General features: G+C 62.6%; 31 protein-coding genes and 1 pseudogene. 21 read left to right on the top strand and 11 right to left on the bottom strand.

The features are described 5' to 3' along the window. The first annotated feature begins 13 nt into the window (after positions 1 to 13). Positions 14 to 1,672, top strand: a complete 1,659-nt coding sequence (locus tag GGR44_RS08135; RefSeq protein WP_246344401.1) for an FAD-dependent oxidoreductase — start codon at positions 14 to 16, stop codon at positions 1,670 to 1,672. Between the two features lie 117 nt (positions 1,673 to 1,789). Here the strand turns inward: GGR44_RS08135 and GGR44_RS08130 are convergent, their stop codons facing one another. The 4 genes from GGR44_RS08130 to GGR44_RS08120 are packed head-to-tail and all read right to left on the bottom strand — an operon-like array spanning position 1,790 to position 4,817. Then, positions 1,790 to 2,584 carry an LLM class flavin-dependent oxidoreductase gene (locus GGR44_RS08130; protein ID WP_343052311.1) on the bottom strand — a complete coding sequence of 265 codons (795 nt, stop codon included), beginning with the start codon at positions 2,582 to 2,584 and terminating at the stop codon, positions 1,790 to 1,792. Further along, positions 2,554 to 2,739, bottom strand: a complete 186-nt coding sequence (locus GGR44_RS16885; RefSeq protein WP_246344399.1) for a hypothetical protein — start codon at positions 2,737 to 2,739, stop codon at positions 2,554 to 2,556. Before GGR44_RS16885 ends, GGR44_RS08130 begins: the two co-directional genes overlap by 31 nt. Positions 2,740 to 2,790: 51 nt before the next feature. Next, positions 2,791 to 3,864 (bottom strand): aromatic ring-hydroxylating oxygenase subunit alpha, encoded by a 1,074-nt coding sequence (locus tag GGR44_RS08125; RefSeq protein ID WP_183955069.1) that lies wholly within the window; start codon positions 3,862 to 3,864, stop codon positions 2,791 to 2,793. A gap of 14 nt (positions 3,865 to 3,878) precedes the next feature. Beyond that, positions 3,879 to 4,817, bottom strand: a complete 939-nt coding sequence (locus GGR44_RS08120; RefSeq protein ID WP_183955068.1) for a Rieske (2Fe-2S) protein — start codon at positions 4,815 to 4,817, stop codon at positions 3,879 to 3,881. Between the two features lie 35 nt (positions 4,818 to 4,852). Here GGR44_RS08120 and GGR44_RS16880 point away from each other — a divergent pair, with 35 nt between their 5' ends. Together GGR44_RS16880 and GGR44_RS16875 are read left to right on the top strand one after the other, a co-directional pair. Further along, the gene (locus GGR44_RS16880) at positions 4,853 to 5,158 is read left to right on the top strand and encodes a helix-turn-helix domain-containing protein (RefSeq protein WP_343052310.1); all 306 of its coding nucleotides are present in this window, start codon (positions 4,853 to 4,855) and stop codon (positions 5,156 to 5,158) included. Then, positions 5,121 to 5,420 carry a hypothetical protein gene (locus GGR44_RS16875; RefSeq protein ID WP_246344397.1) on the top strand — a complete coding sequence of 100 codons (300 nt, stop codon included), beginning with the start codon at positions 5,121 to 5,123 and terminating at the stop codon, positions 5,418 to 5,420. The genes GGR44_RS16880 and GGR44_RS16875 overlap by 38 nt, the downstream gene beginning before the upstream one ends. A gap of 161 nt (positions 5,421 to 5,581) precedes the next feature. Here the strand turns inward: GGR44_RS16875 and GGR44_RS08110 are convergent, their stop codons facing one another. The 3 genes from GGR44_RS08110 to GGR44_RS08100 all read right to left on the bottom strand — a co-directional run bounded on the left by GGR44_RS08110 (position 5,582) and on the right by GGR44_RS08100 (position 7,822). After that, the gene (locus GGR44_RS08110; RefSeq protein ID WP_017180948.1) at positions 5,582 to 6,085 is read right to left on the bottom strand and encodes an ester cyclase; all 504 of its coding nucleotides are present in this window, start codon (positions 6,083 to 6,085) and stop codon (positions 5,582 to 5,584) included. A gap of 38 nt (positions 6,086 to 6,123) precedes the next feature. Next, on the bottom strand, positions 6,124 to 6,441 hold the full coding sequence (locus tag GGR44_RS08105; RefSeq protein ID WP_183955067.1) for a 2Fe-2S iron-sulfur cluster-binding protein: 318 nt from the start codon (positions 6,439 to 6,441) through the stop codon (positions 6,124 to 6,126). A gap of 91 nt (positions 6,442 to 6,532) precedes the next feature. Continuing rightward, positions 6,533 to 7,822 carry a sulfotransferase family protein gene (locus tag GGR44_RS08100; protein WP_183955066.1) on the bottom strand — a complete coding sequence of 430 codons (1,290 nt, stop codon included), beginning with the start codon at positions 7,820 to 7,822 and terminating at the stop codon, positions 6,533 to 6,535. Positions 7,823 to 7,904: 82 nt separating this feature from the next. Between GGR44_RS08100 and GGR44_RS16870 the strand changes: the two genes are divergently transcribed. The 9 genes from GGR44_RS16870 to GGR44_RS08060 all read left to right on the top strand — a co-directional run bounded on the left by GGR44_RS16870 (position 7,905) and on the right by GGR44_RS08060 (position 14,969). Next, positions 7,905 to 8,306, top strand: coding sequence for a hypothetical protein (locus tag GGR44_RS16870; protein WP_246344395.1), 402 nt, complete (start codon positions 7,905 to 7,907; stop codon positions 8,304 to 8,306). A 4-nt stretch (positions 8,307 to 8,310) separates the two neighbouring features. Beyond that, positions 8,311 to 8,937 carry a helix-turn-helix transcriptional regulator gene (locus GGR44_RS16865; RefSeq protein ID WP_246344392.1) on the top strand — a complete coding sequence of 209 codons (627 nt, stop codon included), beginning with the start codon at positions 8,311 to 8,313 and terminating at the stop codon, positions 8,935 to 8,937. After that, a complete protein-coding gene (locus GGR44_RS08090) occupies positions 8,828 to 9,580 on the top strand; it encodes an SDR family NAD(P)-dependent oxidoreductase (RefSeq protein ID WP_343052309.1) in 753 nt (250 codons plus the stop codon). The genes GGR44_RS16865 and GGR44_RS08090 overlap by 110 nt, the downstream gene beginning before the upstream one ends. A gap of 63 nt (positions 9,581 to 9,643) precedes the next feature. Further along, positions 9,644 to 10,156 carry a VOC family protein gene (locus GGR44_RS08085; protein ID WP_183955064.1) on the top strand — a complete coding sequence of 171 codons (513 nt, stop codon included), beginning with the start codon at positions 9,644 to 9,646 and terminating at the stop codon, positions 10,154 to 10,156. A gap of 4 nt (positions 10,157 to 10,160) precedes the next feature. Beyond that, the gene (locus GGR44_RS08080; protein WP_183955063.1) at positions 10,161 to 10,925 is read left to right on the top strand and encodes a tyrosine-protein phosphatase; all 765 of its coding nucleotides are present in this window, start codon (positions 10,161 to 10,163) and stop codon (positions 10,923 to 10,925) included. Between the two features lie 28 nt (positions 10,926 to 10,953). Continuing rightward, positions 10,954 to 12,225 (top strand): DUF1214 domain-containing protein, encoded by a 1,272-nt coding sequence (locus tag GGR44_RS08075; protein ID WP_246344391.1) that lies wholly within the window; start codon positions 10,954 to 10,956, stop codon positions 12,223 to 12,225. 11 nt (positions 12,226 to 12,236) lie between these two features. Next, positions 12,237 to 12,692 (top strand): nuclear transport factor 2 family protein, encoded by a 456-nt coding sequence (locus GGR44_RS08070; RefSeq protein WP_183955062.1) that lies wholly within the window; start codon positions 12,237 to 12,239, stop codon positions 12,690 to 12,692. Between the two features lie 61 nt (positions 12,693 to 12,753). Next, positions 12,754 to 13,836: a TIGR03857 family LLM class F420-dependent oxidoreductase gene (locus GGR44_RS08065; RefSeq protein WP_183955061.1), complete on the top strand. Its 1,083-nt coding sequence runs from the start codon at positions 12,754 to 12,756 to the stop codon at positions 13,834 to 13,836. Positions 13,837 to 13,838: 2 nt separating this feature from the next. Next, on the top strand, positions 13,839 to 14,969 hold the full coding sequence (locus tag GGR44_RS08060) for a phosphotransferase family protein (RefSeq protein ID WP_183955060.1): 1,131 nt from the start codon (positions 13,839 to 13,841) through the stop codon (positions 14,967 to 14,969). 226 nt (positions 14,970 to 15,195) lie between these two features. Here GGR44_RS08060 and GGR44_RS16860 read toward each other — a convergent pair whose 3' ends face one another. Next, a complete protein-coding gene (locus GGR44_RS16860; protein WP_246344390.1) occupies positions 15,196 to 15,369 on the bottom strand; it encodes a hypothetical protein in 174 nt (57 codons plus the stop codon). 166 nt (positions 15,370 to 15,535) lie between these two features. On the opposite strand from GGR44_RS16860, the pseudogene GGR44_RS16855 reads away from it, so the two are divergent. From GGR44_RS16855 to GGR44_RS08045, 3 genes and pseudogenes are all read left to right on the top strand, one after another. After that, a pseudogene (locus GGR44_RS16855) lies at positions 15,536 to 15,685 on the top strand (sulfotransferase family protein); the annotation flags it as partial. 52 nt (positions 15,686 to 15,737) lie between these two features. After that, entirely contained in the window at positions 15,738 to 16,607 is an 870-nt protein-coding gene (locus GGR44_RS08050) for an SDR family NAD(P)-dependent oxidoreductase (protein WP_246344388.1), read from the top strand. A 32-nt stretch (positions 16,608 to 16,639) separates the two neighbouring features. Then, entirely contained in the window at positions 16,640 to 17,017 is a 378-nt protein-coding gene (locus tag GGR44_RS08045) for a VOC family protein (RefSeq protein WP_183955059.1), read from the top strand. On the opposite strand, the gene GGR44_RS08040 is transcribed toward GGR44_RS08045, so the two are convergent. Both GGR44_RS08040 and GGR44_RS08035 read right to left on the bottom strand, forming a co-directional pair. Then, positions 16,924 to 17,469 carry a TetR/AcrR family transcriptional regulator gene (locus tag GGR44_RS08040; protein WP_246344386.1) on the bottom strand — a complete coding sequence of 182 codons (546 nt, stop codon included), beginning with the start codon at positions 17,467 to 17,469 and terminating at the stop codon, positions 16,924 to 16,926. The two genes, GGR44_RS08045 and GGR44_RS08040, sit on opposite strands and share 94 nt — an antisense overlap. A 143-nt stretch (positions 17,470 to 17,612) precedes the next feature. Continuing rightward, positions 17,613 to 17,885 (bottom strand): PRC-barrel domain-containing protein, encoded by a 273-nt coding sequence (locus GGR44_RS08035; protein ID WP_183955058.1) that lies wholly within the window; start codon positions 17,883 to 17,885, stop codon positions 17,613 to 17,615. Between the two features lie 242 nt (positions 17,886 to 18,127). Here GGR44_RS08035 and GGR44_RS17085 point away from each other — a divergent pair, with 242 nt between their 5' ends. The 4 genes from GGR44_RS17085 to GGR44_RS08020 all read left to right on the top strand — a co-directional run bounded on the left by GGR44_RS17085 (position 18,128) and on the right by GGR44_RS08020 (position 20,723). Then, positions 18,128 to 18,694, top strand: a complete 567-nt coding sequence (locus GGR44_RS17085; RefSeq protein ID WP_343052308.1) for an MFS transporter — start codon at positions 18,128 to 18,130, stop codon at positions 18,692 to 18,694. After that, positions 18,649 to 19,173: an MFS transporter gene (locus GGR44_RS17080; RefSeq protein WP_281374209.1), complete on the top strand. Its 525-nt coding sequence runs from the start codon at positions 18,649 to 18,651 to the stop codon at positions 19,171 to 19,173. The genes GGR44_RS17085 and GGR44_RS17080 overlap by 46 nt, the downstream gene beginning before the upstream one ends. A gap of 312 nt (positions 19,174 to 19,485) precedes the next feature. Continuing rightward, on the top strand, positions 19,486 to 20,334 hold the full coding sequence (locus GGR44_RS08025) for an NAD(P)-dependent oxidoreductase (protein ID WP_183955057.1): 849 nt from the start codon (positions 19,486 to 19,488) through the stop codon (positions 20,332 to 20,334). Continuing rightward, positions 20,331 to 20,723, top strand: a complete 393-nt coding sequence (locus GGR44_RS08020; protein ID WP_183955056.1) for a carboxymuconolactone decarboxylase family protein — start codon at positions 20,331 to 20,333, stop codon at positions 20,721 to 20,723. The genes GGR44_RS08025 and GGR44_RS08020 overlap by 4 nt, the downstream gene beginning before the upstream one ends. A 51-nt stretch (positions 20,724 to 20,774) precedes the next feature. Here GGR44_RS08020 and GGR44_RS08015 read toward each other — a convergent pair whose 3' ends face one another. Further along, positions 20,775 to 22,049, bottom strand: coding sequence for an MFS transporter (locus GGR44_RS08015; protein WP_183955055.1), 1,275 nt, complete (start codon positions 22,047 to 22,049; stop codon positions 20,775 to 20,777). A gap of 233 nt (positions 22,050 to 22,282) precedes the next feature. On the opposite strand from GGR44_RS08015, the gene GGR44_RS08010 reads away from it, so the two are divergent. Together GGR44_RS08010 and GGR44_RS08005 are read left to right on the top strand one after the other, a co-directional pair. Further along, a complete protein-coding gene (locus GGR44_RS08010) occupies positions 22,283 to 23,161 on the top strand; it encodes an AraC family transcriptional regulator (RefSeq protein ID WP_183955054.1) in 879 nt (292 codons plus the stop codon). Between the two features lie 148 nt (positions 23,162 to 23,309). Further along, positions 23,310 to 25,706 carry a TonB-dependent receptor gene (locus GGR44_RS08005; protein ID WP_183955053.1) on the top strand — a complete coding sequence of 799 codons (2,397 nt, stop codon included), beginning with the start codon at positions 23,310 to 23,312 and terminating at the stop codon, positions 25,704 to 25,706. Position 25,707: the final 1 nt, after the last annotated feature.

Genomic DNA, 25,707 nt, shown 5'->3' with positions numbered 1-25,707 from the left:
GGATCGGGAGGACATGATGGCCCAATATGATGTTGTAGTGGTAGGATCGGGCGCTGCAGGCATGACGGCGGCGATCCGGGCCGCCTCTGGCGGATTGTCGGTTCTCGTGCTGGAAAAGGCCGAACATTTCGGCGGCACGACATCGGTGTCGGGCGGCGGCATCTGGATCCCCGACAGCCCGCAGGCGAGGGCAGCGGGTGTTGATGACAGCCGCGCCGTGGCGCGCCAATATGTGCTGGACGTGATCGGACCGACGGCCGATCCCGCGCTGATCGACGCCTATCTCGACGCTGGTCCGGAAATGGTGGAATGGCTGGACAAGAACAGCCAGGTGCATTTCCTGCTCTCGCCGCCCAGCAGCGACTGGTATCCGGAAGTTCCCGGCGCGGCCGATCATGGCCGGCTGCTCTCACCGCAGGAATATGACGGCAAGAAATTGGGGGATCATTTCGCCGAACTGCGCCCCGCGCGCGAGGAGTTCAACGCGCCGGGCGGCTTCATGATCGATCTGTTCGATCTTCCCTATCTGGCGCAAATGCCCTCGCCCAAGTCGCTGTTCCATTTCGGCAAGCTGGCCGCGAAGTTCGGCATGGACAAGGTCCGCCGCTATCCGCGCGGCACGCGGCTGACCATGGGCAATGCGCTGGCGGCGCGGCTGATGCGGTCGGCTATCGATGCCGGCGTCACGCTCCGCAAGGACGCTGCCGTCGACAGGCTGCTGGTGAGGGACGGCCGGGTGACTGGCGTGCGCGTCAATGGGGAGGACATTGCGGCGAAGCTGGGCGTCCTGCTGGCGTCGGGCGGTTTTTCCGCCAACGAACAGTTGCGCAAGGCCTATATCCCCTATGCCGAGGAGCATGTCTCGATCCTGCCCTATGAAAATACCGGCGACGGGATGAATATGGGGCTGGAAGCCGGCGCGTCGCTCGCCGGGGACAATCTGGTCAATGCCGTCTGGGCCGTGGTGTCCAAGATGACGCGGCCGGATGGCTATGTCGCGCGCTACGCCCATCTGATCGACATGTCTAAGCCCGGTTGCATCGCGGTCGATGCGAAGGGTGAGCGGTTCGGGAATGAAGCCTCGGTCCACTTTGTGGAAGCCATGCACAAGAGTGGCGCCGTGCCCGCCCACATCATCGGCGACGCCGCCTTCATCAAGAAATATGGCATGGGCATGGTGTATCCTGGCGGTGGCGGCCTCAAGAAGCTGATCGCGGCTGGCTATGTCACAGAGGCGCCCAGCCTGCGCGAGCTGGCCGCGAAGATCGGCGTCGATGCCGATGGCCTGATGGAGACGGTCGCGAAGATGAACCGCTATGCCGAAACCGGCAAGGATCCGGATTTCGGCAAGGGCGATACGCAGATCGACATCGAGATCGGCGATCCCAAGCATAAGCCCAACCCGTGCCTGGGCCGGGTGGAGACGGCGCCCTTCTATGCCATAAAAATCTATCCGGGCGACGGGTCGACGACAGTGGGCCTTAAGATCGACGCCCAGTGCCGTGTTATCGGCACGGATGGCGCGCCGGTGGGTGGGCTGTTTGCGGCGGGGCTCGACGCCAATTCCATCTGGCGGGGCAAATCGCCGGCCCATGGCTGCAATGTCGGCCCGGCCATGGTGACGGGTTTCATCGCGGGCAAGACGATGGCGGAGTCTGCCGTTTCGGCCTGATCCTTCTGGGATGGGGTGGAAACGCTGAAATACCGCGCCGCTATGCCGGTTCGGAAACCATGCCTGCGCGCGCCCGGGCGGTCGCCACCAGTTTAAACAGGCCCGCATTATACTCGGTCAGCTGCCCATGGTGAGGTCCCGATAGGGCGTCATCGGGCAGAGCGAGTCCACCACATCCCAGAACGGCTCGATCTTTTCGAGAACCTCGTCCACCGGGCCGCAGGTCACGAAGGCTTCGACCATCTCGTCGGATACATTGCCGATCACCTTGGCAATGTCGCCATGTTCGGCCAGGCTGAGCTGGCAGGCGCGGGCCTGATCGCCAAAGCCGATCGCCTCGAAGAAGGGTTCATATTCCTTGTAGCCCGAATAGGCCGCAACCGTGGCGCGGCTGTCGTCGATCGCCCTCTGCTTGTCGTCATTGACCGCGATCCACCGCCAGGCGTTGATCTCGATATCCTCGCGCTTGCGGCCATATTTCGCCAGCGTGTCAGTGATGAAGGGCAGGCGGCTCCTGGTATAGACGGTCGACCAGAGGGCATGGACCCTCATGCCATCGCCAATCTCCAGCGCCAGCGCTGTCATCTTTTCCTGCAGCGCTGCGATCCAGATCGGGATGTCCTCCCGCACTGGCGGGGCGGTCAGCATCATTTCCTCGAAATCGGCGGAGAAATATTCCCCCGCGACTGGATCGAGACCCTTGTGCGCATTGGCGATGACATAGCGCATCACCTTGACGCTTTCGCGCAGGTGCGACAGCAGCTTGCGTTCCGGCTCGCCATACAGGCCCGTTACGCAACTCTTGATGCTGGAGCCCAGCCCGAGCACGAAACGGCCATTGGAAATGCGACGATCGACGTCCATCGCCACATAGGCTGTCTCTACCGGGCTGCGCGTGCCCGCAATCGCCACGCCGGCGCCGACCTTAAGCGTTGGTCAGCGCGGCGGTAGCGGCCATCGGCGCGAATGGCGGCCTCGTAAATCTGCAGCGAAAAGCAGCCTTCAAAGCCCGCCTTTTCCATCTGCTGGCCGGCGCCCGCCAGGGTGGGGGCGGGCAGGGTCGGCATGATCGCCCATCAGCGGCGTTCGCCGCCGTCGGCCCATGGGGGGAGATTAAATCAGAAGCGGAACAGTTCCTTGCGCAGGCCGATAATGTCGCTGCAATCGGCGCTCACATTGTCACGATAGGCAAAATCGCCGTTCGCCTGCCGGTCGGCCAGTTCCATCATCGCCATGCGATAACGCTGCCCGGCCTGGTCGAACTTGCTGTGCAGGTCCTTGCGGTCGGTATGGCGCATATAGCGGGGGCTTTGCGGGGATGTCATGTAGCTGTCCTGCCGCGAAACCTTGTAACCCGCCTTGGGCATGACATGGCGGAACATCAGACCGGCATTGGATGTGTTCATCACCATTTCCATCCGCGTGCGGTCCCGCGTTTCGGGCGTGCAGGGGTGGAACAGCGGCACGTCGTCGCCGGGGCTGAACCGGCCATAGGCGATGGCGCAGTGCGAGCGCAGATAGATGCGGATCACCTGCCGCACATTCTGGGTCGGCTGCTTGATGCCGCTGAAGAACTTCATCACCGGCGCGACCGACTTGTTGACGCAGGTGCGGACCATCGTGACAGTCTCGCTGTCGTAAAAGGTCTCCACCGTCTCGCTGTCCGACCGTTCGTCGCCGACGACGTCAGCGTGCAGGAAGTCGGCATGGGTCAGGTCGATAAGGTTTTCCAGGCTGATCGGCGCCGCGCTCTCGAAGCGGACGGTCGCGGTCATGTGGCGCGGCAGGCCGCCCTTGGGCGGGAGGAAGGGCAGGCTGGGCAAATGGCGCGGATCGGCGGCCAGCGGATTGCCGAACCATATCCAGACCACGCCATAATGCTCCATCACCGGATAGCGGCCCTGGGTGTTGGTGAATTCGCTCTTGTCGCGGGCGATCCGTTCATTGGGATGAAATTCGCTCGCAACGACGACGCCATTGTCGCGCCACAGGAAGATGGGGTGTGAATAGATCGCGCGCCGGACCGGTTTGCCGGTCACGGAATAATCATGCGCGACCGGAAACCAGCTGTCGCGCATCACCAGATTATGCGGCACCCAGCGATTGATGGCATTCAGCGCAACCGGGCTGTGGCCCGACGACGCGGCGGAACTGTCGTCGTGCGAAACGGGACGATCGGCGGTTTCGAGCATCTTCAAATCCTCCTTCAGGCCGCTACGGTCTGATCATGGGTCGCGGGCGTGGTTTCCAGCATCACCTTGCGCAAATCCTCGCCATGCAGCGAGACGGTGGGCTTGGTGGCGCGCAATTTCGATCCGTCGACCGAAGCATGCACCGACAGCGGATTGATCCCGCGCAGCACGGCGCCGCGCACGCCCGGATGGCGCACGCCCAGCTCGGCCCGCCAGCGGACGGCGGTCACCCCCCGCGCCGAAGGCACGGGCGAGAGGACGGCGTAGAGCAGATCGTGGAACTGGTCGTCGCGCAGCGTTAGTTGCGTTTCGCCGGTCAGCGGATGGGTGCGCGTCAGCAGGGTGAGCGGAAATTCGGCCACGAAATGCGATGGCCAATGCAGCGGATGCCACTGGCAGTTGCGCTCCATCACCAGCATGCCGTTTTCCTCGTGCAGTTCCGACATCAGATAGGGGCTGAAGCGGACGCCGCGGATCGACAGGATCAGGCCCGGATCGTCATAGAGCGCGTTCAGATATTCCTGATGGCTGCAACTGACGTTGACGGTGCCGACATAGGTATATTTCGGGTCGGCGTTGAGCGGCGCCTGCGCCTTGGGGTTCAGGCAAACGCGCACGAAACCGGGCTGTTCGGACACCGCAAAGGCATTGGCTTTGTAGATCGGCGGGAATTTCTGCTGATCCTTCATGTTCGGGATTTCTTTGAGGCGACCTGTCTCGCCGTCATAGCTCCAGCCATGATAGCCGCACTGAATCTGGCCATTGTCCCGGATGCAGCCAAGCGACAGCGGCGCGCGACGATGCGGGCAGCGATCCTCCAGCGCGCGGGCGATGCCCTGATTGTCGCGCCAGAGCACGACCGGCTGATCGCCGATATCCAAGGACAGCGGCTTCTGGGAGGTCACTTCCTCGGACCGTGCGACCGCCCACCAAAGATCAGAATCAAGACTCATAGCGCTATCCACTCTCCTTTCAATTAAATTGACGAATGACAATTTATCTGTCAACCTTTTTTGCTATGGACTTGCTGATGCTTGATCGTCCCCAGCGCACAGGCGGTCGGCCCGCGCTCAATGCCGCCCGGGCCGTGGACGAGGACAAGTTGCTGGGCCTGGCTTTCGCGACCTTCGCGGAACGCGGCTATGAGGGTACGACGCTACGCGATCTGTCTAAGCGGCTTGGGGTCAGCCACAATCTCCTGAACGTCCGGTTTGGACGGAAGGAGGATTTTTTGGATAGGTGCGGTCGACTGGCGCATGGCGCAGGCCTCGCCCGTTGTCGAAGCCGCCTTTGACGAACCGGCCGATCCGGCGGTGCGGTTGCGCCATCTGATCCAGCGTTTCTGCCTCTGGGCGATGGACAATGGCGACATTGTTTCGATGACCAATATGGAGGGTTGCCGTTCGACCTGGCGCCTTGACCATATTGTCGAACATTTCGTGCCGCCGTTCCAGCGGCGGCTCGACAGCCTGCTCGACGTAATGCGGCTCCAGCGGCCGGTGCATGGCTTGTCGACGGCCGCCCTGATGGCGTTGCTGGTGCGGGGGGGCGGCTAGTATTTCTGCGCCGTGCCGATGCAGGGACGGCTGGGCGCGGGGCAGGAGGTGGATGACGCCGATGCCGTCGAACATGCTGACCGGCTGGCCACTTTCCTGCTCGCCGCCCTCCTGCCGCCGGTCGCCTGACTGAAGCGGAAGAAGGGCAGCGACGCATCTGCTTACTTGTAGGGATCGACAGGCTGGGGAACTTCCACCACGCCGATATCCTTCAACATGGTCAGCACGTCGGAAATGCTGAAAATGCTGACGATCTTGTCGTCCTTGAACTTGACGATCGAGAACCAGTTGACCTGAAACTCGTTGCCGGTCGGCTGCACGCCCATATAGGGACCGCCGACATGCTTGCAGTAGTGGGTGGCGTAGATCCAGATCTCGTCGTCGCCCTTGCCGACCGCGTCGATGGTCTTGTAGGCGGCGGGGAAGAAGGTCTTGTAAAGAGCGACCGGCGACGTCTTCCACTGTTCATAGGTGCCCAGATCCGGCCGGTTGGGGTTGCCATATCGGAAATCGGGATGGAAAAACCGATCCATACCGTCAAAATCGCCGGCGTTCAGGGTTTCCTGCAAGTCGGTCCAATGCTTGACCATCTGCTTCTGCTTGTCGGTCAGGACGGTCGAATCCGACACGTCAAGCTGTTCACGAATATCTTCTTTCCAGGCCACGACGGTCCTCTCTCGTTCATTCAGGATGGGCATTAAGTTCAGTCTTCAGGGGCGATGGTGACCGTGAGGCCCGACAGCGCGTCCGACATCATCACCTGACAGGACAGGCGCGAATAGTCGTTGCGGTGCGGCGATCCATCCAGCAGGTCGCTTTCGTCGTCCGACACCGGGGGCAGGGACTGCGCGAAGGCCGGGTCGACATAGACATGGCATGTCGCGCAGGAACAGCAGCCGCCACACAGCGCCAGCAACTCATCGAAACCGGCATCGCGTATGGCTTCCATTACCGAAACGTCGGCGGATGCATTGATCGTCTGCTGTGCGCCGTCACGGGTAATGACATTCAATTCGGGCATGAAGCTCCCCTGTTCTGATCGAAGGCAGTGCGTCGAGCTAATCGGCTGGCGCAGATTTCCATCCTGTCCGAAGGCAGGTGGTGGGACAGGCCTATTTGACCTCGATCTGCACCGGGAACCGGTCAAAATAGAAAGCGAAGGGGCGGCGCAATTCCTCTCCGGTCACATGAAAATCGCGTTCCAGATCATAGACGATCTTGCCTTTGGCCTGCTCGCCATGCTCGGCCAGATAGCTGTGCAGATCGGCCAGAGCCTCATCGGTCAGCGGTATGTCGGCAATGCGATAAATCTCCTTCAGGATCGGATCGGGATTTTTGATCCAGTCATGAAAATAGACGTCGATCGTCTGGTCGGGAGGCAGAATGTCGCGATCCCGCACGCAGGCGCGAAGAAGCTTCTCATAGCGGTCGGGCCAGTAGCCGAGCGGCTCCTGAATATCGATCGTCTTGCGCAACATCCGCGCCGCATAGCTGTACATGGTGAGCTGCGACCGGATCGATCCGACCGGATCGCGGTGGGTGAGGACGAAGGTGGCGTCGGGAAATGTCTTATAGAGGGCGGGTAACTGTTCCATATGCTGAGGGCATTTGATGACCCAGCGATTTGGTCCTTTCAGGAAGGTCAGGACCTGGAGACCCTTTTTCAGATAGGCATAGGTGCCCGTCTGGTCGTGGGTCAGATAATAGTCGCGCCAGCGCGGCACATGCGCCAGCCATTCGATCAGATAGGAGGAGAAATCGACGGCCTGAAGCTCGATATCCTCGCTGATATGATCGGGCGAAAATTCGTGCATGATCGCCATATAGGGCAGGATGGATTCCATCATCCGCCAGCCCTGTTCCGCCTTGGTCCAGCGCGGATTGCTGTCCTCGTCGGTCGGGGTTTCGTCCGGGGCGGGAACGGGCGCGATCGCTTCCCACCAGGGCAGCGAGCGGAAGCGACGATCGGCTGACAGCAAACCGAGCAGATGCGTCGTGCCCGATCGGGGAAGGCCCGCGACGATGATCGGCCGGTCGATTTGTATGTCCAATATCTCCGGGTGGCGCTTCACCATGTCCTCGATCCGCAGACGGGTCGCGGCGAGACGGATCATCATCTGGAACAGGTTGGCGCGCGTGACCGCCGAAGCGTTCGCATCCTCGTCCACCGCCTGGCACCAGACGGCCAGCCGCTCGTGAAAATCCTCCGCGCCAAAATCCGACAGTCCGGTTTGCGCCTGCGCCGCGGCCAGGATAACCGCGGGCTTCAGAACGATCTGATCCGCCGCAGCCTCCGCCCCGGCCAACACCTGCTTCTGCATGTCGGTCAGCACGGGGTGGTGCAGGTCGGTAATGTCGATGATGTTGCGGCGCGCGGCCTCTTCCTGCACGGCACTGCCCATGGCTCTCTCCTCTTTTCGATGCGCCATCTAAAAGCGCGGACCTGCTCCTCCGCAAGGCGCCCAGCCATCGCCGCTGCGCCAAATGCCCCGCAAAAGCGCCATGCCGTCCAGCCATGGCGTCGCGGCAGGCGAAACTGTTCGGAGAGGTCGGACGAACCCTGTTTCCCAGGTCTATGATCTGCCCGTCACACCGACGATGGAACGAACGGTCCGGGGCGGGATCGCGCTGCCCGGCGTGGTGATGGAATTGCATCGTTACAGCTTCCGCGGACAGCAGGGCGGAGTTTTTTCTTCGCCGGGCAGCTTTCTCGATCTTGCGCTGTCTCCTCGCCTGGGACATCCCTTCGGCGGCTATGGCGGGATGGAAAAGGGCAGCGGCCGCACCCTGGGCGACGTGCTGTTTGTTCCGGCGCGACGCGAATTGCATACCGAATGGGGCGAGGGCGAGCAGACATCCATATGCTGCCATATGCAGCGGCTTTGACGGAATGGGCTTCGATCATGATGGGCCGGACCTGTCGAGCGACGTCTTGCAGGCCTCGCTCGACGTGCGCAGCCCCGCCGTGCGCGAAGGGCTGCGCCGCATCGCCGTGGAGATGGCCCAGCCCTGTCTTTCCATCCGACATTTCTTCCGGCAGTTCAAGGTCGCGACCGGGCGGACGCTGGCCCGCTACGTCGCCGACCGCAAGATCGAACGGGCAAAGCAGTTGCAGCGCCAGGCCAGCCCCGCGATCAAGGTCATCGCCTGGGATTGCGGTTTCGACAGCGCAGCCGCCTTTTCGGCGGACTTCCGCAGGGTGACAGGACTGACGCCCCGGCAATTTCGCGAGGGCGCGATGCACTGGGGGCAGGGCCGTTTCGCGATGGCATTGGCGCGATTGCGAAACTGGGTTTGCTTGTCCATCGGCCTGGTCGCCAGCAATGTCGGGCCAAAGCGCCGCCCCTGTTCGAGCGGTCATCGGGAGAATGGACGTGCCGGAAAATCTGTTCGATCTCAGCGGCAAGGTGGCTTTGGTCACGGGCGCCAATTCGGGGCTCGGTTTCGGCTTTGCCCGCGGCCTGGCTCGCGCCGGCAGCGACGTCATTCTCTGGGGGCGTCGCGCCGACAAGAATGAAGAAGCGGCCGCCGCGTTGCGCGCGCATGGGGTGCGGGTGTTCGCCGATGTCGTCGACGTATCCAGCGAGCCGGCGATTGTCGCCGGCTTTGCGCGCGCCCTCGATGCCATGGGCCGGATCGACACGGTCGTCGCCAATGCCGGCATCGCCAGCCAGGTGGCCTTCACCGATATGGACGTCGCCACTTATCGCAAGCTGATCGACGTCAATCTCGATGGCGCGGTCTTCACCCTGCGGGAGGGCGCGCGGCACATGAAGGCGCGCGCCGAGGCTGGCGATCCGGGCGGTTCGCTGATCATCTGCGGCAGCGGCTCGATCTTTCAGGGCGTGCCGACCATGGCCCATTACGGCATTGCCAAGGGTGCGCTCAATGCCCTGGCCAAGGCGCTGGCGGCCGAACTCGGTCCGATCGGCGTGCGTTGCAACGTCATCGCGCCGGGCTTCATCGAGACGGAAATGACATTTGCCGATCCGGAGGTCGGCAGGATGATCGCGGACATGGTCGCCGCGAAGGCGCCGCTCGGCCGGGCGGGCAAGCCGGCCGATCTGGAAGGCGCGGTCGTCTATCTCGCAAGCGACATGGCCGCTTACCACAGCGGCGACACGTTGGTGGTGGACGGCGGCAAAATGTTCGCCAACTGACCGAGCGGCAAGTGCGGCGCGGGATTTTCACGGTCTGAATACCGATAACAGCAGGAGATGCGCATGTTTGCCCGGCCCAACAGCCAGCATTGCCAGGTCGCTTATGTCACCAACGATCTGCAAGCGGCGATGGCCGCGCTCAAGGAGGCCTATGACACGCCGGGCTTCTTCGAATTGACGAACATTCAGCCCGGAGAAGATCCGACGGGCAGGCCGGTGCTCAAGATCGCGCTTGCGGTGGTCGGCGGCGTCGAGATCGAACTGATCGAACCTGTGGGCGACACGGCGCCCCTGTTCAGCGATTTTCTGCCCGGAGGCGACGAACTGGCCATTCGTTTCCATCATGTTGCGACCCGGATAGATGGACCGCTTACCCATTGGGACGCCCATGTCGCCTCGCTCGATCTGGCGCGTCACCCTGTCGTGTTCGAAGGCGGGCTGGGCGATATGTTGCGCTATATATATACTGACGAGCGTGCGACGCTGGGCCATTATGTCGAACATGTCTGGATGTCGCCAGACCTTCTGGCGCAGATGCGCGTCGTTGTCCCCAGCTATCCGCCCGTGAAGGACTAAATGCATGACGATTGCCCTGTCCCGCCTCAATTTCCGCGACATCGGCGGCTTGCCGACCGCAGCCGGCGGCCAGCTCCGATCCGGCATTCTGTTCCGGTCCGAAGGCCCGGCCAGCTTTTTCGATGATCATCACGCGGAATTGTCGGACCTGGGCTTCCGCTCGGTGGCGGACCTTCGTTCCACAATCGAGCGGGATGCTGCGCCGCATCGCTGGTGCGGCCCGGATTGCCGGATGCTCGACCTCGACATGAATACCGATCTGCGCGCGCAGGGGGAGGATATGTGGGTGTCGCTCGGTCGCGAGCCGACCGCGGCGCGCGCCGTCGAGGTGATGACGCACAATTATGGCCTCATGCCGCAGGCCTTCCTGCCTCATCTGTCGCGGATGGTCGATGCGCTGCTGGCGCAGGCTACGCCGATGCTGGTCCATTGCACCGCGGGCAAGGATCGGACCGGGGTGGTCATCGCGCTGTTCCTCGACCTGCTCGCCGTGCCCCGCCCCGTGATCATGGAGGACTATCGCAAGTCGGATGTCTTCGGCCAGAATCTGCGTATGTCGGGTCATCTTTCGAACGATCTGCAAAAGACTTTCGGTTTCGTGCCGCCCGACGAAATGGTGGCCGTGCTGATCGGCGTTCAAGATGATTTCCTGGCGAGCGCGCTCGATATGATCGCCACGCGCTGGGGCGGGATCGAAGGCTATTTCGAAGCGGGAGGCATCGACGCCAATCGGCGCGCGGCGCTTAGGTCTCTGCTTGTCACCGACTAGGCGGGAAATCTGCGCGGGCGTGCCCGCTATGATGGCCGGTCTCCTGCTTTCGGGCGGGAAAGCGGGGGCTGCGGTCTTCAACCGGGAAAATATCGTGGAGAGTAAGATGATCGACAAGGGCATTTTCGAGTGGGAAGAGCTGCTCGACCGGCTGAGGCCGCTGGGCCAGTTGATGCGCGATCGCATTCCCGAAAGACTGCGCAGCGATCCGCACGTCATGCAGGAATCCATGCGGCTGCTGCTGTCGGGCGTGTTGCGGACCGCCAACGACGCGATCATGCATGACCGCAGTCATCCGATCTTTGTGCCCGAACTCAATATCTGCCAGAATATCTTTCAGCCCAATGCGGACACCATCTACAAGGCGGCGCTGATCGAAAAGGGCGGAACCTACCGCATCCGGGGCGATCGCGGCACGACGCGGATGATGATCCTGGCGCAACTCGGCCCGGACACGTTGCGGACCGGCCAGCATCACCCTGCACAGGACGCCAATGATTTCGACGATCTGCATATCGGCGCCGACGGTACTTTCGATGTCATCCTTTCGCCGACCCGGCCCGCCGGGCATGAGGGCGACTGGTGGGAATTGAAGCCGGCGACCGAGAAGCTGATGGTTCGTATTGTCGCCTGCGACTGGGGCGTGGAGCGCGAGCCGCGCTTCGGGATCGTGCGCCTGGACGCCGATCATGCCGCCAAGGGACGTCCCACGCTGGAGCAACTGGCGCATCGCTTTGCCGAAATCCCCGCCACCGCGGCAGTCTGTGCGCTGGCCTTTCCCGACAAGGTGCAAAAGCTGCGCGACGAGGGGCTGATCAATACGCTGAAAGTGGTCGACTTCTCGCAGATGACCGGTCTTGCCCGGCAGTCCTATTATGAGGGCGCCTATGAACTGGCCGATGACGAAGCGCTGATCACAGAAGTTCAGATACCCAAAGATGTCGGCTATTGGTCGCTGATCCTGACCAATGAATTATATGAAACGACCGACTGGTATCACAACCAGTCCAGTCTCAATGCGGCGCAGGCCGTGCTCGATGGCGACGGCCATTTCCGCGCGGTCATTTCGGCGCGCGATCCTGGCGTCCACAACTGGCTGGACACATCCGGCTATGCCAGCGGCGCGGTGCAGGGGCGCTGGTTCAACACCGACGAGCGGCCGACGCCGACGATGAAGAAGGTCAAGCTGGCCGATGTGCGCAGCCATCTGCCCGCCGACACTGTGCTGGTCACGCCCGACGCGCGTGCGCAGGCGATCCGCGAACGCACACTGCGGGCGCATACGCGCATCATTTGGTGACGGAGGTAGCGATGAGCGACGAACTGGCCAGGCTGATCGACTATGAGGCGATCCGCAATGTGAAGGCGCGCTATTGCCGCTTTCTCGATACCAAGGATTGGGACGGCTTCCTCTCTCTCTTCACCCCCGATGCGGTGCTGGATGTGGAGGAGGACACCGGCAACCCGCCGATGAGCGGGCATGCCGCCATATTGGAGCAGGTGCGCTCCGCGGTCATCGATGCACGGTCGGCGCATCAGATACACTCGTCGGAGATCGACCTGCGCGGCGACGAGGCGGACATGATCACGGCGATGCAGGACCGGGTGGTCTGGGCGCCGGGCAAATGCCCGATTCCCGGCGGTCATTCGATCACCGGTTTCGGCCATTATACCGAACGCTATGTGCGCCGGGACGGACAGTGGAAAATCGCGGCGCTCAAGCTCACGCGCCTCTATGTCGAGGTCCATCCCAACCCTGTCGTTTGACAGGTTGCCGACGATCGCCCCGACGGCAATGCAGCGGCCTATCTTTTGAGAGGACGTGGGAATGACGGAAGCGGTGGAGCCGGGTGCTCAGGCACTGTTCGATAAATTCGGCACCTATATCCTGCCTGGCCGGGTGAGCGATCCGCGGCGCGGCATCGAAGAGGCGAAGGAGGCGGAACGCATCGGCCTTGGCTGTGTCTGGATTTCCGAGCGCTATGCCTTGAAGGAACCGGCGGTTCTGGCGGGCGCCGTGGCGGAGGCCACGTCGAAGATACGCATCACCGGCACCATGTATGCGACCATGCGCCATCCCCTTGTCACCGCCAGCGTCGCCGACATGATGCAGGCGATGAGCGGCGAGCGCTTTCGCCTGATGTTAGCGCGGGCTGTCCCCGCCTATATGAAGATGCTTGGTTCGCCGCCGATCACCATGGAGCGGCTGGCCGACCTGATCTCGATCTGTCGGCGTCTCTGGGCGGGCGAAAAGGTCGATTATGAAGGCATATTGGGCAAGTTTCCCGCCATCAGCCTGACCGACCGCCATGGTGGCACGCCGCCGCCGATCATCTTTACCGCGATCGGCCCGAAGAGCCTGGAATTTGCTGGCGAACATTGCGACGGCGTGCTGCTGCATCCCTTCGTGTCGGCGCAGGGGGTGAAGAACAGCGCGAAAATCGTGCGCGACGCGGCTGAAAGGGCCGGGCGCGATCCCATGTCCGTGCGCATCTATCACAATATCATCGTCGCCCCGGACCTGCCCAAGGATGAGGAGGAGGCCGTCGTCGGCGGCCGCGCCATCACCTATTTCGAATTGCCCGGCTTTGGCGACCTGATCGTCGACATCAATGGCTGGGACAAGAAGGTGCTGGAGGAAATCCGCGCCCATCCCAAGATCGCCGGCCTCAACGGCAAGCCTGCGGATCAAGCCTATACCCGGCAGGAACTGGTCGATGTCAGCCGCCTCATTCCGCAGCATTGGCTGGATGAAGGCGCTGCCGTGGGGACCGCCGCCCAGTGCGCCGACCAGCTAATGGCCTTTCTGGACGCCGGCGCCGATGAAATCCTGCTCCATGGTTCCTCGCCCAAGGATATGGGGCCGCTCACCGCCGAACTGAAGCGCGCGCTGGCGGCGAAGGGGCTGTAAACATGGAATTGCTGACCCCCGATCGCATCACCGTGCAGCTGCAGGATTGGCTGGCGGGCGAGAAGCCCGAATGGCGTGACATTCGCGTCCGTCCGCTCGATGTGACGCTGGGGGCGGGGTTTTCGGCCGATATCTTTTTCGTCGATGTCGATTATGTCGATCCGGCTGGCCCACAGAGCCAGACGCTCGTGGTTCGCCGTCAGCCGATGGACCTGGAAGTGGTGTTCGGCAGCAGCCTGGCGCTGCAGGGCAAGATGATGGCGGCGCTCGATGCGCGCGGCGACCTTCCCGTCCCGCCGTGGATCGGCATGCATCTCGACCCCGATATCCTCGGCCTGCCATTCCTGGTGATGGGCAAGGTCGACGGCGAATGCGCCAAGCAGAAGCCCAACTATAATCTGGAAGGCTGGCTGGTCGAGATGACGCCGGCGCAGCGGCGGCAAAGCTTCACCAACGCCATCAACGCCTTTGCCAGCCTTGCGAAGATCGACTGGCGCGACGGTTTTGAATTTCTCGCCCAGCCGGAAAACGGGCAGCCGGGCCTTGATCAATATGTCGGCGCGCTGGAGGCATGGCATAAGGCGGCCGGACGGGGCCGGGCCATGCCGATCGTCGATACGGCCATGGCCTATGTGCGCGCCAACATGCCCAGCGATGCGGGCGTGAATGTATTGTGGGGCGATCCCACCCCGTCGAACGTCATGTTTTCCGCTGATGGGCAGGTGAACGCGCTGATCGACTGGGAACTGGCGGCGCTGGGGCCGGCTGAGTTGGACCTTGCCTGGTGGCTCTATTTCGACGATCTGTTCGGTCGCCGCTTCGGTGTTACCCGTCTTGAAGGGTTGCCGAGCAAGGACGAGACGATCGCCATCTGGGAAGCGGCGAGCGGTCGCAAGGCAAAGCATCTCGACTATTATGATATTGTCGCGGCGCTTCGGATGGCGCTGGTTGTGGTGGGCGCTTTTGACCGGCAGGTCGGCATCGGCAATATTCCCGCCACCAACAAATCGCTGAACGACAATTTCATGACCCTCTATCTGGCCGAAAAGCTGGGGCTGCCCATTCCTGAATTCGGCCCCGATTTTGTGGCCTTCATGAAAAATCTGACGCCTGTGGAAGATAAGGCCGCCTAAAACCGGCTTTCTAAGGGCAGATCCCAATGCCCGCTTGATCGCTGCTTCATCCAATAAATATGCAGTGTGGAATAATGTGATGGAGAGGCGAGTTGTGCGGCTAAGACTGCTCTAAGCGCATTTATGAACAGCGCTGTCGCAGGGCGCACGCCGCTTTCCGCCGATGCACTGATCGCGGAAGCGCGCGCCGCGACGGGACTGTAGGACTTCGGTCCAGACCTGTCTTTCATGACCGGCTTTCCACCGGCTGGTCGATGCGGTCGAGGCAATGGACCCGCCCGCCCAGTTGCGCGAAACCGCGCATCGCAAGATCGTCGGCCTGCTCGCGACGCAACTGGCCGAGATCCAGCGGATGGATTGCACCCAGCCGGGCGAATGCAATCACGGCATGATGCTGCATTTCGCCAACACCAATTTCCCGGCCGAACTGGGCGTGCCCGCCTTCGCCCGATGGCTGCAGGAGGTTTTGCCGGAGGGACAATATCGCACCCACAAGCGGATGCTCCAGCATTCCCAGGGGAAAGGGCCCACGGGGATGATGGACGCTGAAAGCGCCGCAGCACCTGATGGATCTTCCGGGATTGGCAGAGGCCCATCCGGGCGCAATGCCGGTGTGGACGCACCGCGACCCTGTGCTGACCCTCTCTTCCTTGTCCAGCATGATAGCCGACTTTTTGGCGGCGGTGGGCGGGGCCAACGACCTGAAGGCCATCGGCCGGTCGTTGGTCGATACCTGGCGCGCGGGGCTGGCGCGGGCGCACCGCCATATTGACCGGGGTAGGGCTGGGGGTGGGCGAACATGTCGCCAAGGCCTGTGCCGGCCTGGGCGCCAATGTCGTGCTGTCAGTCCGCTCGCACGACCGGATCGCTGCAAAGATCAAGGCGGCTGATGGCGGCCGGGCCATCGCCGCCGACGCCGGCGAGAAGGCCGATCTTGAACGGCTCGTCGATGGTGCGCGCGCAGCATTCGGTCCCATCCATATCCTGTTCAACAATGCGGCGGCGGGCGTGGTCTATGCCGCGGACGGCGGGCTGTGGGCGAATACCGACGAGGTCCGGAAGACGGCGATGGACGTCAACGTCATGGCGACCTGGCGCCGCACAGAACTGACGGAAGCCGATATGAAGGCGAATGGCAAGGGCAACATCATATCTGTCCAGAGCTGTGGCGGCTTCAAGCCGATCCCGCCGGCCGTCGCCTATGGCGTGTCGAAGGCGGCGCTGCTTTTCCTGGTGCGCGAGCTGGCCAAGACGCTGGCGCCGCACAGCAGGATCAACTGCCTGTGCGTCGGAACGATGAGCCCGGACGGTCAGGAAGCTGCCATCCACAGGGGACCGGGCCTTGCCGAGCGCAACGCGATCCGGCGTTTCGGCGCGGCGTCTTATCGAACGGGTCGACATCCGCTTTGCCGCCGATCCGCCGCAATTCAGCATCGTTGCCGAGGTCGAGCCGGGGGCGCGAATGCAGGTCTATACCCGCGAAGGCCAGCGCGACTGGCGGCAGGCGCCCGCGCAGGTCAGCGTCCGCCGCCTCGATCCGCCAGCCGGCCACCGCTCGCGCGGCGAGGAAGAGATCGCGCGGACCATGATCGCCGACCTGCCCGCCTGGGTGGCTTTCTGGTCGGGTTTCAAAAATGATTTTCTGGGTCATCCCGAACCCAACCGGCTGAATGAACCGCGCCCTCGATCATTGGACCCGCGTCATGGGCGCCGGGCCGTTGTTCGTGTTCGATGTGCTCGTGCTGCCCGGGCAAATCTATCGGGGCGAACCGACGGAGGTCGCCATGAAGGTCGCGTTCGGTTTTTCCGGTGGACTGCTGATAGAATCGCTCCAGCAGACCAATGACGGGCCTTCGGTCTTCACCGAAATGTTGGACCGGCATGGCGACGGCTATCATCATGTCGTGCTGCGCATCCCCTATGATCAGGGCGTCGACCGGCGATCGGGCGAAGGCTATGCGATGGCGTGGATCGCGTCTAGCAGCATGTCGATGGCGCGGGTGAAGGCGGCTTCCACCACATCGCGCTGCATCGCCAGCCGATCATGATGGTCTTCCAGGCTTTCCGCCACGACGACATTGCCAAAAACGATAACGGAAAAGATCACGAGCATCTCTTCGCCTTGCCTGCGCGTCAGCCCGGCCTCTTCAAAGGCGGTGAGGAGGGCGCGCCGGATCGCCAGCGCATTGGGCAATTCCAGCCGATTGGCGCTGCGCGACAGGATGAAGGCGGCAGAGCCAGGGAAATCCGGATAGGCCCTGTGCACCGAGCGGGCGATGCTGCGCAGGCGGCTTTTCCAATCGGGCGCCGACAGGTCGGGCAGCCGGCCATCAAGGATTGGGTCGGTCAGCAGACCGAGCATCGTCTCCTTGTCGCGGACATGGTGGTAGAGGATTCGCGGCGACACCCCCAAACGCTGTGCGACAGGGCGTATATTGAGCGCATCGATGCCGCCAGACCGGGCCATGTCCAGCAACGTGGCGACGAGCCGCGCGATCAAGGGCAGGCCCCTCGGATTGCGGCGGTCGGCCGCGTCTCGAAATCCGTGCAAGCGGTTGCCGGTCTGCCGTCATCCGTCCGCTTTAAGCGCAGGAGCGGCGCTGGTCCATGGCCCACGGTCCTGCCAGACCGTGGGCCAGCGGATTAGAGCTTCTTCAGTTCGGCATTCGACATGGTGGTCGTCACGCCCTTTTCGCCGGCGCTCAGCGTCGCGGCGGGGATGGTGATGAATTTGCCGCGATAGATGATGCGAATGGCCGATACCGCGCCGTCGGCGGCGGTGACGACGCGATCAACCTTGCCGATCTTGGTTCCATCGGCGGAGTAAATCGTATCATTGCGATCCACAGCAGGCGCCTGGGCAAAGGCGGGAACTGTGAGGCCCAGAGCGGCGATCGTAAGAATGATCTTCTTCATATGCTGATATTCCTTTGTCGAAGATGCCGTTCTGTTGGCGCAGTCCCAGGATGGTTTCAAGGGGAAACCGATACACATCGAAAAGAATCTGTTCCATCTGTCCCATGTGCAAGAGGAAGAGGCCGGTTGGCGGGGGGGATGGGCGATGACAGGCGAAGGCGGGTCCCCCCCATGACAGATGGTTCCTGCAGCTGCTGCGCGAGAATTACATTTTCCATTTCATTAATCGCACGATCATCGCCGTGGTCGGCGAGGCGATTCGCCACGACCTGCGCCTCAGAGACCTTCAGCTCAGGATGCCCGGCGGCCTGGCCTTCTCGATCTTCTGTGCCGTGCTGGGCATCCCGCTGGCGCGGCTCGCCGAACGCTACAGCCGGGTGCGGATCATCGCCGCGATGACCATGCTCTGGTCGCTGATGACGGCCTTGTCCGGCGCGGCCGGCAGTCATGTTCAACTGCTGCTTTGCCGGATGGGCGTCGGCGTCGGGGAAGCGGGCTTTACCCCGGCGCTTGTTTCGATGATTTCCGACCGGTTCGATGCCGGGCGCCGCGCGGTCGTCTTTTCGCTGATTGCGATGGGCGTGCCCCTGGGCGGCGCCATCGCTGCGATTGCGGGCGGCGCGGTGGCGCAGGCATTTGGTTGGCGGCTCGCGCTCGTGGCGGTGGGCGCGCCCGGACTGTTGCTGGCGCTACTGCTGCTTGCAACCATTCCCGAACCTGAACGGAAGGATGCCGGGCAGAGTGCGGATACGCCCCCTTCGCGATGGTGCTGCGGCGACTCGCCCGTTCGCCTTCCTTCCTGCACCTGACCTTAGTCAACGGCTTTGTGGGGCTGGTCGGATTCGGCACCAACCTGTTCCTCATTCCCTTGCTGATGCGCCGCTTCGATCTCCTGCTGGCGCAGGCGGGGCTGGTGTTCGCGCTGTCCCTCAGTCTCGCGACGATGGCGGGACAAGTGAGCGGCGGCTATCTGATCGGACGGCTGATCCGGCGGGACATGCGCTGGGGCGGCTGGGCGCCCGCGATCGCGGTGGGGCTGGCTCTGCCCTTTGATCTGCTGCCGATCCATCAATCGGACTGGCGGTGGCTGGTCGCCTTTCTCTTCGTCGCGACGACCTTGCTCTATGCGTTTACGCCCGCGATCATGACCATCACCCAGTCGCTGGTTGAACCCAGTATGCGGGCGTCCGCCGCCGCGCTTCACGCCTTCGGCCAGACCGTCGCCGGACTGGGGCCGGGATCGGTGGTGCTGGGCTATTTCAGCGATCGCCTCGCAGCCCTTCTCTAACGGGGCGATTATGCCGCCGACTGCCTCGTCTCCGGCACGGCATCGCCGCCCGCCGCCTGTCTCTCCGCGCCGGCAAACGGCCTGCAACTGAGCATGCAATTGTCGGCGTCCGTGCTCCTGATCGCGGTTCTCCATTATTGCCGGGCCGCAAAAAAATCTGCCGCTGGAGGCAAATGCATCGTGAAGGACGGTAAAGCTGTCGAGGTTCGGCCACGCAGCGCTGGACGGGATGACGCCGTGGCCCCGGCTATGCCACCTTTGCGGCTTGGCTAAGGCAGGACCGCAAACCCGGCGGCGGAAAGGATGATGAGGATGGGAAGAGCAGGGGTCATCGGCTTGGGGCAGATCGGCGCTGGCGTCGCCATATGCCTCGCGCGGACGCAGCAATTGTCGGCGGTTTACGACATTCGGGCGGATGCGGCCGACACATTGGAGGGCGTTCCGCCCGTCGCCGCCAGCCCGGCGGCGCTGGCCGCGCAGTCAGATGTCGTCATCATCGCCGTCGTCAACGCAAAGCAGACGATCGAGGTGCTGTCCGGCCCCGACGGCGTGCTGTCGCGCGCACGACCGGGCATGATCGTGGTGCTGGTCGCGACCGTTTCGATCGAGGATCTGGACGCCATTCGTGGCCTGACCGACGCGGCGGGCGTGGACCTGGTCGATTGCGGCGTGACGGGTGGCCCTAAATCCCGCGAGCATGGTCTCGTTTGCCTCGTCGGCGGTACAGATGAAACAATCGCAAAGGTGCGTCCGGTTCTGGACGGCTTTGCCAAGCTGGTGGCGCATATGGGTGGCCCAGGCGCGGGCATGGCCGCGAAGATTGCTCGCAACGTCATCGTCTTCGGCTGTCTGCGCGCCGGCTATGAAGCGTCCGTCCTGTGTCGCAATGCCGGGGTGGATGTTCGACAGCTTGCACAGGTGATCGACGCCAGTTCGGACAGCGTGGGCGGACCCTTGATGCTGGCGGTTCGCGATGATCCGTCGTCCAGCGCGCAGGAAGCGGCGGTGCGCGAATATACGCGAGGACTTATGGTCAAGGATCTGGATGCGGCCATCGACCTGGCGCGCAGCCACGGCATCGCGCTGCCCTTGGTGGAATTGACGCGCAGCACTGATCGGGCGGTTGTGGGCCTGGAAAATATAATGGGAGAGAAGCTATGAGCATTGATGAAGCACAGTGGCAGAAGGGGTTGGAGGTTTTCGACCAGGTCTATGGACCGGGATCGTCGGAAATGACCCTCCCGTATCGCGACTCCGCCTTCAACCAGGAAATCGTCGGCAACCAGTTCGCCAATCTTTGGGGTAGCGATATCCTCTCGATGCGGGAGAAGCGCCTGCTGGTCCTGGGCGTGACAGCCATGCTGGGTCGAACCGATCTGGTCGAGATCCAGATGAATGGCGCCCTCATCAATGGCGAATTCACCGATGAGGAACTGGATTTCATGCCGCTCTTCCTGCTCTTCTATGCCGGGGCGGGCAACACCACTACCGTCTTTCGTGGCATCGAAGCGGCAAAGGCCCGGCGCAAGGCGCGCGAGGCCGAGAAATGACGGGACGCGCATGAGGAAGGGCGGTCTGGTCGAGCGACCAAGCCGCCTTTTTTATGCTTCGGCGCGCCGGATCGCGCGCGAAGCCAGCAGCAGCAATAGGCCCCCGGCGAATGTGAACAGCATGGCGGTGCCGATTCCCCAGGCGACGCCGGCCGTCCCCCCGACAAAATCGCTGACCGCGCCGATCAGATAGGCGCCCGCGCCAACGCCGATCAGGTTCGCGCCCAGTTGCACCAGCGATACCGCAAGGCCCCGCAGGCGCGGCCCGGCGATCGTCACGATGACGGCGTAGATTGGGCCGTTATAGGACGCGCTGAGGAAGCCGCAGGCCATCAGCAGCGCCAGCATCAGATCGAAGTCGCGGACCAGGACCGTCCCAACCCCGGTCACCGCCGTCAGCAAGGGGATCACCGCGCCGAACAGGGATGTCCTTGCCGGATCGAAACCGCCCCGCCGCCGGTTGACGAGGTCGATCACCCAGCCCGCGAGGAATCCGCCCAGCGAACCGAGGCCGCCATAGGCGATGGCGATGAGGATGCCCGCCTTGGCGATGGGCATGCCGTGGACCCGGATCAGGAAAGTGGTGAGCCATGTGCTCATGCCGTAAATGCCCGCCGCGATCAGCACGATGGCGAAGATGCAATACAGAAGTCCGGGCCGCGCCGCGAGCAGGCGGACGCGCTGCCCCAGCCGCAGCGTGTCCCCCTGCGGCTGGGCTGGCCCGTCGTGCGCGCCGCGCACTGGCTCTCGCACCGTCAGCAGCAACAGCGGCGCCAGCAACAACCCCGGCACGCCGGCGGCCACGAACGCCCAGCGCCAGCCGGCGCTCTGGACGATCGCGCCGCCCACGATGAACGCGATGGCAAGGCCGATCCCGGAACTCAGATACCAGATGCCGATGGCGGTGGCGCGCCGGTCTTCGCCGAAATAATCGCTCAGCAGGGACATGCCGGTCGGCGATCCGCCCGCTTCGGCGGTCCCCACGGCGGCGCGGCCGATGAGCAAAGTCCAGAACCCGGTCGCGAGGCTGCACAGGGCGGTCGCACCACTCCACAGCGTCAATGCGGCAACCATCAGGTTGCGCCGGTTCCAGCTATCCACCGCTACGCCGAAGGGCAGGGCGGCAAGGGCGAAGAATATGCCATAGGCGAAACCCGCCAATATTCCCAATTGCCCGTCGGACAGCGCAAATTCATGCCCGACCGGGGCCAGAACCAGCCCGATGATGGCGCGGTCGATGCCATGGCAGGTCTGCGCCAGCGTCAATATGCCCAGCACATACCAGGGATAAAGGCTGGCTGCGGGCTTGTTTGATGGCGCTCTCATGGCGTCCGCTGCTGCAAGAGCGGTGTGATGGACATTGAGCGCCTCCTGTCTTTTAGGATTGAACGGGGGCGCATGGCGAAATTTGTCCCCCCTGCACCAGTATCGCGCTACGGTCGGGCGCCAGCCCAAACCTGTCCGCTCATGACAAATTGACCACCTATCCAAAGATAGAGGAACAAGCCCGCGCTGCGTCTATTTCAGCGACAAAGACATAAAGGCTGGGAGTAATAGGGTTGTTTCGTCCGGAGAGCGATTGGAGCGGACAGGGCAGGTTTGGCGTCAAGAACTTCTTCATCGAAGCGGCGACGAGCGTTCGCGACGCTTATGTGGATGTGCGTCATTTTGACTGGGTCCAACCCAGCAGCGGCGTTTTCAGCCCCGAGAGACATTATCTGGACTATTCGCTCGACGGTGTGCCGCGGCGCAGCATGGTCAGTATGGGTCGCCCGGACCGGCGCGCCGCGTCGGGCGACATTCTCTACATGCCGCCACACCGCCAATATTTCGGTGAGCCCGCGCTTCAGCAGCGGCATCTCGTCTGCGTGGCGCTTGGCGAGAAATTTCTGGAGAAGGTGTTTGACGGGGCGCAGCCGCTGAACAGAGTCGAACCGTGCGCGGACATTCAGAATATCTCCATGCGCCGCCTCTTTGAAGGGCTGGCGGCGGAATTGCGGACACCCGGATTTGCCAGCCAGACGATGATCGAATCAATGCTCATGGGCCTTGCGGTCGAACTGGTCCGGCACATGGGACCGAGCGAACGAGCCTATGGGAATGCGCGTAATCCGCAGCAGGTCCAGAAGATCATCGACTATGTGATGGACAATCTCTCGCAGCCTCTCACGGTTGCCGATATTGCGCGCGACTGCAACATGAGCGTGCGCCATGTCGCGCGCGTTTTCCGGGAAGGCTCCGGCGTCAGCCTGGGTGAATTTGTCGCACGCAGCCGCATCGCCATGGCAAAGGAACTGCTGCAAAAGGACGACGCCCGCATCAAGGAGATCAGTTGGCGCTGCGGTTTTAGCAGCACGTCGTCTTTTTCCGCCGCATTCCGGTCGGCGACGGGGCAGACGCCCAAGGCCTTCCGCTCGTCATCGCTGCGGCCACACTGATCGGCCCCCGCGCAAAAATATAGATGAGCGGCCAAATCATGTCGCCGGACAGTCAATCTTGGACTGGCCACTATGGAGGATATCCGCCCCGCGTTAGGCAGGGGTGATGTGAAAAATTTGAGCCATCGTGAAATACGGGGAGGAAGATATGAGCAAAAGAGTCGCAACACTGGGCGCGATCGGCATGGGGGCGCTCGCCGCCGCCATGGCGCAGCCCGTTTTTGCGCAGCCGGCGCAATCGGGCGCTGGCGAAGGCATTCAGGATATCGTCGTCACTGCGCGCCGCACTGAAGAAAGTCTACAGACGACCCCGATCGCCGTCACGGCGCTCACCCCGGAAGCTTTGGCGACCGCCAAGGTGGAAAACGTCGTCGATCTTCAGCGCACCGCGCCGGGCCTGGTCATCGGTCGCGGTTCCGCCGGCGGCGACGGCATCGTCTTTGTCGCCATTCGCGGCCAGGGCAATCTCCAGCCCATTCTCGCCAACGATCCGGCTGTCGCCACTTATATTGACGGCATCTACATCCCGCGGCCTTCGACGGGCATGACCGACATTCAGGACGTCCAGCGACTGGAGGTTCTACGCGGGCCGCAGGGCACGCTGTTCGGCCGCAACACCACCGGCGGTGCGATCAACATCGTCACGAACGATCCCGACGACCAGCTTAGCGGCGCGTTCAAGGCGGAGTTTGGCAATTACAGCACACTGGGCGCGCAGGCCAATATCAATGTGCCGCTCGCAGATGGGCTGGCGATTCGACTGAGCGGCGCGATGACCGACCGGGACGGCTATGGTTACAATCTCGCCACCAAGCGCGACGTGGCCGACAACAACAGCAAATTCCTGCGCGGCAAGATCAAATATGAGGGGGATAGCTGGGACTTGACCCTTTCGGGCGATTGGAACCGCCAAACCAACCATGGTCAGCAGATCGCTTTGTGGGCCTTCAACCCGGCTATCATCCCTGCTGCCTTCCAGCCGGGTCTGACTGCGGGCCTGCTGACGAAGGATCGTTGGTGGGGCAATACGGTCACCGGGACATCGATCCCGGCCACGATCGGCTCGCTGACTCCAGAAGCGCAGGCTCTCTATGGTGTGAAGCCATTCAATACGCTGGAAGTATATGGCTTTTCCGCCACGCTCAATTTCGAGCTGAACGACCTGAACTTCAAATCGATCACCGGCTATCGCCATTCGATGAACTATGGCCAGAACGACACGGATGGCACCGCCGTGCCGCTGCTGGCGACCTTTGCGGGTTCCAGCTCCTATTATATATCCCAGGAATTCCAGCTCTCCGGCAATATCACCGACAGCCTCAGCTTCATCACGGGCGCTTATGCGGGCAAGGAAAGCGGCGACGAATTCAGCCGGTCGCAGATATTCGGCGGTCTCATCCGCGATTCCAACGCCGACGTCACCAACAAGACCTTCGGCCTGTTCGCGCAGGCCTATTATGAATTGACTTCGACCCTGCGCGCGGTCGGCGGCTTCCGTTATACTTGGGACACGCGCAACAGCGTGCTGCACAATGCGCAGGTATATGGTCTGCCTTACAATGTCGCCGTGGCGGGCACGCCGACGGGCATCAACTGCACCGTCAATCCGACCGAACCGGTGACGGCCACGACGTGCAATCAGGAACAAAATGCCAAGTTCAACTATCCAGCGTGGAATCTGGGCGTCGACTGGCAGGCGAGCGACAATCTTTTCATCTATGCCGCAACCCGCGGCGCGGCGAAGGCTGGCGGCTGGAATCTGCGTGCGGGCGGCCTGCCCGCCTTCTCTCCTGAAAAGGTGAAGGATGTGGAAGCCGGTTTGAAGGTCGATCTTTTCGACCGCCGCTTGCGATTTAACACAGCGGTCTTCCACACCTGGAAGGATGACAATCAGGCGATCGTCAACAGCTTCGTGACCGGCATCGGCGTGACCCAATATATCCAGAACAACGGCAAGGTTCGCATCTGGGGCATGGAAAATGAAATCACCGCCGTGCCTTGGGAAGGCATGACGCTCAGCGTCAACGGCTCGCTGCAAAACGGCAAATATGTGAAGGGCAGCTTCAGCGAAATCCAGGTGGTGGCTGGCAGCGGCTGCACCAACAGCGCCGGTGTCGCCAACGGCTGCGTCGTCGACCTGAGCGGCCTGCCGTTGCTGCAATTGCCCAAGAAGCAGCTGAACATCAGCGCCACGCAGAAAATTCCGGTCGGCGGCGGCACGCTTGCCGTTACTGGCGCCTATTCCTATGTCGGCGGTCAGCATTTCGATGCGGTCCGGGCGGCGGATCAGGCGTCGGCCGCGACAAAGGCCGCTTACGATACGGAAAACCGCCTCGGTTTCGTACCGGGCTATGGCATTTTCAACGGTCGTATCGCGTTCCAGCTGGACGATCCCAATGTCGAAGTGGCGGTCTATGGCCGCAACATCACGAACAACAAATATCTGCTGCGTCGCTTCCCCGATCTTTATCGGTCGCTGGGCATCGCGGCCGCCTATGTTGGCCAGCCGGCCACCTATGGCGTTGAAACGACGTTTAAATTCTGAC

Origin of the sequence: Sphingobium fontiphilum, from assembly GCF_014196635.1 — a bacterium.
Classification (GTDB): Bacteria; Pseudomonadota; Alphaproteobacteria; order Sphingomonadales; family Sphingomonadaceae; genus Sphingobium; species Sphingobium fontiphilum.
This window is presented reverse-complemented; position numbering and strand designations above follow the sequence as displayed.

Excerpts from the sequence above, each read along its gene's own strand:
- GGR44_RS08135 (WP_246344401.1), top strand. The coding sequence starts at position 14 with ATGATGGCCCAATATGATGTTGTAGTGGTAGGATCGGGCGCTGCAGGC.
- GGR44_RS16885 (WP_246344399.1), bottom strand. The coding sequence starts at position 2,739 with ATGCCGACCCTGCCCGCCCCCACCCTGGCGGGCGCCGGCCAGCAGATG.
- GGR44_RS08125 (WP_183955069.1), bottom strand. The coding sequence starts at position 3,864 with ATGCTCGAAACCGCCGATCGTCCCGTTTCGCACGACGACAGTTCCGCC.
- GGR44_RS08120 (WP_183955068.1), bottom strand. The coding sequence starts at position 4,817 with ATGAGTCTTGATTCTGATCTTTGGTGGGCGGTCGCACGGTCCGAGGAA.
- GGR44_RS16880 (WP_343052310.1), top strand. The coding sequence starts at position 4,853 with ATGACAATTTATCTGTCAACCTTTTTTGCTATGGACTTGCTGATGCTT.
- GGR44_RS16875 (WP_246344397.1), top strand. The coding sequence starts at position 5,121 with ATGGCGCAGGCCTCGCCCGTTGTCGAAGCCGCCTTTGACGAACCGGCC.
- GGR44_RS08105 (WP_183955067.1), bottom strand. The coding sequence starts at position 6,441 with ATGCCCGAATTGAATGTCATTACCCGTGACGGCGCACAGCAGACGATC.
- GGR44_RS08100 (WP_183955066.1), bottom strand. The coding sequence starts at position 7,822 with ATGGGCAGTGCCGTGCAGGAAGAGGCCGCGCGCCGCAACATCATCGAC.
- GGR44_RS16870 (WP_246344395.1), top strand. The coding sequence starts at position 7,905 with ATGCCCCGCAAAAGCGCCATGCCGTCCAGCCATGGCGTCGCGGCAGGC.
- GGR44_RS16865 (WP_246344392.1), top strand. The coding sequence starts at position 8,311 with ATGGGCTTCGATCATGATGGGCCGGACCTGTCGAGCGACGTCTTGCAG.
- GGR44_RS08085 (WP_183955064.1), top strand. The coding sequence starts at position 9,644 with ATGTTTGCCCGGCCCAACAGCCAGCATTGCCAGGTCGCTTATGTCACC.
- GGR44_RS08080 (WP_183955063.1), top strand. The coding sequence starts at position 10,161 with ATGACGATTGCCCTGTCCCGCCTCAATTTCCGCGACATCGGCGGCTTG.
- GGR44_RS08075 (WP_246344391.1), top strand. The coding sequence starts at position 10,954 with ATGATGGCCGGTCTCCTGCTTTCGGGCGGGAAAGCGGGGGCTGCGGTC.
- GGR44_RS08070 (WP_183955062.1), top strand. The coding sequence starts at position 12,237 with ATGAGCGACGAACTGGCCAGGCTGATCGACTATGAGGCGATCCGCAAT.
- GGR44_RS08065 (WP_183955061.1), top strand. The coding sequence starts at position 12,754 with ATGACGGAAGCGGTGGAGCCGGGTGCTCAGGCACTGTTCGATAAATTC.
- GGR44_RS08060 (WP_183955060.1), top strand. The coding sequence starts at position 13,839 with ATGGAATTGCTGACCCCCGATCGCATCACCGTGCAGCTGCAGGATTGG.
- GGR44_RS16860 (WP_246344390.1), bottom strand. The coding sequence starts at position 15,369 with ATGCAGCATCATGCCGTGATTGCATTCGCCCGGCTGGGTGCAATCCAT.
- GGR44_RS08045 (WP_183955059.1), top strand. The coding sequence starts at position 16,640 with ATGAACCGCGCCCTCGATCATTGGACCCGCGTCATGGGCGCCGGGCCG.
- GGR44_RS08035 (WP_183955058.1), bottom strand. The coding sequence starts at position 17,885 with ATGAAGAAGATCATTCTTACGATCGCCGCTCTGGGCCTCACAGTTCCC.
- GGR44_RS17080 (WP_281374209.1), top strand. The coding sequence starts at position 18,649 with ATGGTGCTGCGGCGACTCGCCCGTTCGCCTTCCTTCCTGCACCTGACC.
- GGR44_RS08025 (WP_183955057.1), top strand. The coding sequence starts at position 19,486 with ATGGGAAGAGCAGGGGTCATCGGCTTGGGGCAGATCGGCGCTGGCGTC.
- GGR44_RS08020 (WP_183955056.1), top strand. The coding sequence starts at position 20,331 with ATGAGCATTGATGAAGCACAGTGGCAGAAGGGGTTGGAGGTTTTCGAC.
- GGR44_RS08015 (WP_183955055.1), bottom strand. The coding sequence starts at position 22,049 with ATGAGAGCGCCATCAAACAAGCCCGCAGCCAGCCTTTATCCCTGGTAT.
- GGR44_RS08005 (WP_183955053.1), top strand. The coding sequence starts at position 23,310 with ATGAGCAAAAGAGTCGCAACACTGGGCGCGATCGGCATGGGGGCGCTC.